The following is a 5,697-nucleotide window of genomic DNA, read 5'->3' as shown; positions in this document are numbered from 1 at the left end:
TAGTTTGTCTAGCATCTAAAATAAAAATTGACGTTTCACGTTGTTTGTTTCGTTCAGTTTTCAAAGAACTACTTGGCCGCTCATTTGCGACTTCCTTATGTTAACATTTTCATCTTTCAATGTCAACTAAGTTTTTCATTTCGTTTGTCGCTTGCGACGTTATTGTCATCGGCGACTTGTTCTATATTACACCTCTAAAGCATAATCGTCAACACCTTTTTATAAAGAACTTCAATTTAATATTTTTATGCTCTTTTAACTAAATACGTCTCTATAGGATTTCATTATCGGAGCACACCTTCTGCTTCTCTTTAATTTGTTTTTCCAAATATATTCGAGTTAATTTGAACTCTAGACTTAACTTGTGTGGACGTTTTCCTCCAACAAAACTAGCAACCTTATTTTAACAAATACTAGTATATAATTAGAGAGTTGTTGTACTATCAATAAAACTCTATTAGAAGCAGGTGAAGATATGAAAGATATACGTATCCTTATAGCAGACGACGATAAAGAAATCCGAAATTTATTAAAAATATATTTAGAACGAGAATTATACATGGTAGACACTGCAATCAACGGCAAAGAAGCCTTACATTTATTTAATCAAAATAACTATAACCTCGTTATACTAGATCTTATGATGCCCAAAATAGATGGAATCGAGGTATGTAAAAAACTTAGAGATAAAACTAACGTACCTATATTAATGCTCACCGCTAAAGATCACGAAGTTGATAAAATTTTAGGTTTAAGCATTGGTGCTGATGATTATATTACGAAACCTTTCAGCATTCACGAAGTAATTGCACGAGTAAAAGCTCTTATGCGGCGTTTTTTAGTTCTCGGAAGTAACAATACTGCTCAAGAAAAAACAACTTTATCTTTTAAAGGACTAACTATCAATTTAAATACATACACAGTTCATACAAACAAAGAAGAAATTAGCTTAACCGGAAAAGAACTGGAACTGTTAAAATTCTTTACTTCAAACCCAGGGCAAGTATTTACAAAAACACAGCTCTTCCGAAATGTATGGGACAATAATTATATAGAAGATGACAATACCGTTATGGTACATATTCGAAAACTTAGAAAGAAAATAGAAATTGACCCTTCCAATCCAAAATTCATTCAGACTATATGGGGAATTGGTTATAAGTTTGTAGGTGAAAAGCTTGAAGACTGATAAAACCCTCTTCCTGATTTCATTACAACTTATCATTTGCGGGATTTTAAACATACAAATGGATCCAAGAATAAAAATGTCTTTATTTATTATCCTTATCTTAATTACAATTTATCTCTTCTTTTCAAGAATACAATTCATTCAACATCGCAAAGCAATGGATACTAAATTAAGTCGTGTACTAAAAGGAAACTTACAAACGAGATTATTCACAAGCAATGACCACTCATTACATAATATCGTTTTTTCAATAAACGAGCTAATAGGTAAATTAGAGCAGGTTCAAATTGAAGCCAAAAGATCCGAAGAATCCAGAAAACAACTTTTGTCTAGTATCTCCCACGATATACGAACACCACTCACCTCCATTATCGGATATATAGATGCTTTGAAAGACGGAGTTGCTGCTTCTGAAATAGAAAAACAAGAATATCTTAAAATACTCTATATGAAATCAAATAACTTAAAGCACCTAGTTGATGAAATATTCAATATGGCGAAGCTAGACGCTAATGAATTTCCACTAAAAGAAGAAGAACTCAACTTTTCTGAAGTTACTAGAGAAGTTTTGATTGAATTTTTACCTGAGCTCTCAAAACATAACATCGAACTGCAAATTCGCATACCAGAGTCTACTTGTCCTATCATCGCAGATCATCTAAGCATTATGCGGATTATCGGTAATTTAATGAAAAATGCAATTTATTACGGAAAGGATGGGAAAACAATAGGAGTCGAATTGCTAGAAGCTGATGCAGAATACGAACTTCATATTTGGGATCAAGGCCCTGGTATTCCAAAACATGATTTACAAAACGTATTTGAGCGAATGTACCGAAGCGAACAATCAAGAAACTCTTCATTTGGTGGTAGCGGTCTCGGGCTTTCTATTTCCAAAGCGCTCGTTGAGAAAAACGGTGGACATATATGGGTTGAAAGTACTCCATGGAAACGAACTACTTTTGGCTTTTCTATTCCAAAACACAATACTTTTAAGAAATAGTTAAGAAATGATTAATATGCAGTTAAGCCTTCCTTTTTATGATGTAAGTAAGAACTTATAGAAAGCAGGTGTCTCCTATAAATACAATTATAAAAACGACTAACCTTACTAAAGTATATGGCAATCAAAAGTCAGTAGATAATTTAAATATTAATGTTCAACAAGGGGAGATTTATGGCTTCATAGGCCGCAACGGTGCTGGTAAAACAACAACCATTCGCATGCTGCTTAGTCTTATAAAGCCTACAAGTGGAACGATTGAAATATTCGGAGAGAACTTATTCCAAAATCAAAAAGATATTTTAAGCAGAATTGGTTCTATAGTTGAAGTTCCAGGATTTTATGAAAACTTAACTGCAAAAGAAAACCTATTAATTAATGCAAAAATAATTGGGGTTCACAAAAAGAATGCTATCGAAGAAGCATTAGAAATAGTAGGCTTGCAGCATGAGACAAAAAAGTTAGTAGGAAAGTATTCTTTAGGAATGAAGCAACGCTTAGGAATTGCGCGTGCTCTTCTCCATTATCCTGAGCTACTCATATTAGATGAACCAACTAACGGACTAGACCCTATTGGTATTAAAGAAATGCGAAAACTTATTCATTCTTTAGCTCAAGAAAGAAATATAACAATACTGATTTCTAGTCACATATTAGCCGAGGTAGAACAGTTAGTCGATCGTATCGGAATTATTCATGAAGGAAAGTTACTAGAAGAAGTTTCTCTTGATACGCTGCGCAAAGCAAACCGTAAGTACATAGAGTTTCAAGTGAATAATGACGATAAAGCTGTGATGTTATTAGAAAATCATCTTCAAATTTTTGATTATGAAGTACATGATGAAGGAAATATTCGTATTTACTCTCATTTTGGACAACAAGGATACATAAACAGAACGTTCGTTCTTAACGATATTGAAGTATTAAAAATGATGATAAGTGAAGATAGACTAGAAGATTATTTCACCAAACTAGTTGGAGGTGGAACAATTGGTTAATCTACTCTATACAGAACTCTTAAAACTAAAACGCTCTAATATGTTTTTAATTAGCATTATTGGTGCTGGTGTCGCACCTTTCTTAGTTGTAGTAGCCTCTTATATACATATAAAAACAAAACAGCCAACTCCAACTATTTGGTTCGATCAATTATTTACTGACGTTAACTTATATACTACTTTAGTTATAGGATTCCCCTTATATGGAGTAGTGGTTGCTTATTTGCTTACCCGCGAATATACAGAAGATACACTGAAAAATTTACTAACTATCCCCGTGTCACGCATTAGCTTTATTACAAGTAAATTCATCATTCTCTTTCTTTGGATTATGATGCTAACTTTAGTCGCTTGGGCACTTACTTTAATATTAGGGCTATTGGGGAACTTCCCTGGTTTTAACATTTCTTTACTTTTAGGTTCTTTCCTAGAATTTTTAATATGTGGTGGACTTCTCTTTCTATTGTCTTCACCTATTGTGCTACTAACTCTTGTAATGAAGAGCTATGTACCACCCATTATATTAACAGTCATTATTACAATGACTAATCTTATGCTCGTAAACTCCAAGCATAAAGATTTATTTCCGTGGACCGCTACTCTAGATATCGCAAATAACGAATTACAACCGACATATCCACCAGAGTATTCTTATATCATCATTGCAGTAACGACAATTTCCGGATTTATTGCAACACTATTCTATTTTAAAAAAGTAGACATTCATTAATGTATAGGAGTGAAACTATGAGCGATATCATTATTGCCTTCATACTCGGTATTGTAGAAGGATTAGCTGAATTTTTACCTATATCTTCTACTGGCCACCTTATATTAGTCGGGCATTTATTAGGCTTTGAGGGAGAAAGAGCAAAAACGTTTGAAATTGTTATTCAGCTAGGCGCAATTTTAGCTATTGCAATTTTATATCATAAACGTCTCGTTTCTTTATGTAATATTAAACCTCTTATACAGAAAGAAAAAAAATTCAACGCGTTCCATGTATTTCTTGGCGTATTTCCGGCAGTGGTTGCTGGCTTGCTACTACATGATATTATTAAAACATACTTATTCCAGCCATACACTGTTGTGATTGGACTTGTAGCAGGGGCAATTCTTATGATCTTTGCAGAAGTAAAAAAGAAAGGGGCAGCAGCCTATTCACTGGACGATTTAACATACCGCCAAGCTTTAACAATCGGATTATTTCAGTGCTTAGCGGTATACCCTGGCTTCTCTAGAGCTGGCTCTACTATCTCTGGAGGTCTATTAGCAAAAGTAAATTATAAGACTGCATCTGAATTCTCTTTTCTAATAGCTCTTCCTGTAATGATTGGGGCAACAGGCTTAGACTTACTAAAAAGTTGGAAGTATTTAAGTGTCGATGACATCCCTATGTTCGCGGTAGGATTCATTACCTCTTTTATAGTAGCGATGCTAGCAGTAGTAACTTTTCTAAAGCTTTTAGAGAAGATAGGTTTAAAACCTTTTGCATACTACCGTATTTTGTTGGCTATCTTATTTACGCTTTTCGTATTGCTATAGATTCATATAAGTCACATATTATTAAACTGATATTCAATTTAGAATATCGGTTTTTTTATCTATTTCAACTCTAGTATTACTCACTTCAATATGGCATAGTGATAATAAACTACCATTCATAATCTGAACGTTCTTTAAGTAACTATGTCCTTTATCATAAAATGCAATTGGAAAATTAAAGATCCCATATATGTACAGAACATATTTACAAACTATATTCACTCCACATAGTATCTTTTTAATTTGCAAAACACTGATACAAATTAAAAATAAGTACAAAGGCATAACAAATAAATAAATTTCCTAGGAATTATAAAGAGATTAAATATTAATTAGAGTGAGGTGACGATAAAAATGAATCAATTAGCACAGACATATTGGGATACTTATTGGGGAAACAACAAAAAACCAGAATCTGTTACAGCTTGGCAATTTGGGGATGCCCCTAATTATCTTGCACAACTAGTAATTGACGGTATTAAAACAGCTACATGCTCCGGTCACATTTTTTATGAATTAGAAAATGAATCGCTACCGACTACTAATGATTATAGTATTATACTCAATAGTAATGATGAACCTGTAGCTATTATTAAGACAATAGAAGTAACTGTAACACCAATGAATGAAGTAAGCGAAGAATTCGCTATCGCTGAAGGCGAAGGAGATCGTACTTATAATTACTGGAGAGACACCCATGTTCGTTTTTTTACAAAGGAACTAAATGAGATTGGTCTTAATTTCTCTGAAGATATGTTACTCGTCTGTGAGCGTTTTGAACTTGTTGATGTGAACAATAAAGTGAAATTTTAATAAACTGAGATTTACCAGCCATTCTTATTTTTATAAACACAAAAAAGACGAGTCATTCTGACTCGTCTTAAAGTTGCTTGGCGACGTCCTACTCTCACAGGGACAAGGTCCCAACTACCATCGGCGCTAGAGAGCTTAACTTCCGTGTT

General features: G+C 33.5%; 6 protein-coding genes. All 6 read left to right on the top strand.

Annotated features, from left to right (window positions below; all coding sequences use genetic code 11):
* Positions 1-475 precede the first annotated feature (475 nt).
* The 6 genes from ACTFR3_RS30300 to ACTFR3_RS30275 all read left to right on the top strand — a co-directional run bounded on the left by ACTFR3_RS30300 (position 476) and on the right by ACTFR3_RS30275 (position 5,548).
* Positions 476-1,189, top strand: a complete 714-nt coding sequence (locus tag ACTFR3_RS30300; protein ID WP_048657123.1) for a response regulator transcription factor — start codon at positions 476-478, stop codon at positions 1,187-1,189.
* Positions 1,179-2,192: a sensor histidine kinase gene (locus ACTFR3_RS30295; RefSeq protein WP_000845331.1), complete on the top strand. Its 1,014-nt coding sequence runs from the start codon at positions 1,179-1,181 to the stop codon at positions 2,190-2,192. Before ACTFR3_RS30300 ends, ACTFR3_RS30295 begins: the two co-directional genes overlap by 11 nt.
* A gap of 68 nt (positions 2,193-2,260) precedes the next feature.
* Complete coding sequence (locus tag ACTFR3_RS30290) at positions 2,261-3,190, top strand: ABC transporter ATP-binding protein (protein WP_000074581.1); 930 nt, start codon at positions 2,261-2,263, stop codon at positions 3,188-3,190.
* A complete protein-coding gene (locus tag ACTFR3_RS30285) occupies positions 3,183-3,920 on the top strand; it encodes an ABC transporter permease (RefSeq protein ID WP_000247711.1) in 738 nt (245 codons plus the stop codon). Before ACTFR3_RS30290 ends, ACTFR3_RS30285 begins: the two co-directional genes overlap by 8 nt.
* Positions 3,921-3,937: 17 nt before the next feature.
* On the top strand, positions 3,938-4,735 hold the full coding sequence (uppP, locus tag ACTFR3_RS30280) for an undecaprenyl-diphosphate phosphatase UppP (RefSeq protein ID WP_001279958.1): 798 nt from the start codon (positions 3,938-3,940) through the stop codon (positions 4,733-4,735).
* Between the two features lie 354 nt (positions 4,736-5,089).
* The gene (locus ACTFR3_RS30275; RefSeq protein WP_001072420.1) at positions 5,090-5,548 is read left to right on the top strand and encodes an ASCH domain-containing protein; all 459 of its coding nucleotides are present in this window, start codon (positions 5,090-5,092) and stop codon (positions 5,546-5,548) included.
* The last annotated feature ends 149 nt before the right edge of the window (positions 5,549-5,697 follow it).

Origin of the sequence: Bacillus cereus group sp. MYBK14-1, assembly GCF_051916885.1 — a bacterium.
Taxonomy (GTDB): Bacteria; Bacillota; Bacilli; order Bacillales; family Bacillaceae_G; genus Bacillus_A; species Bacillus_A cereus.
Note: the sequence above shows the minus strand (reverse complement) of the source record. Positions and strands in the feature narration are given on the sequence as shown.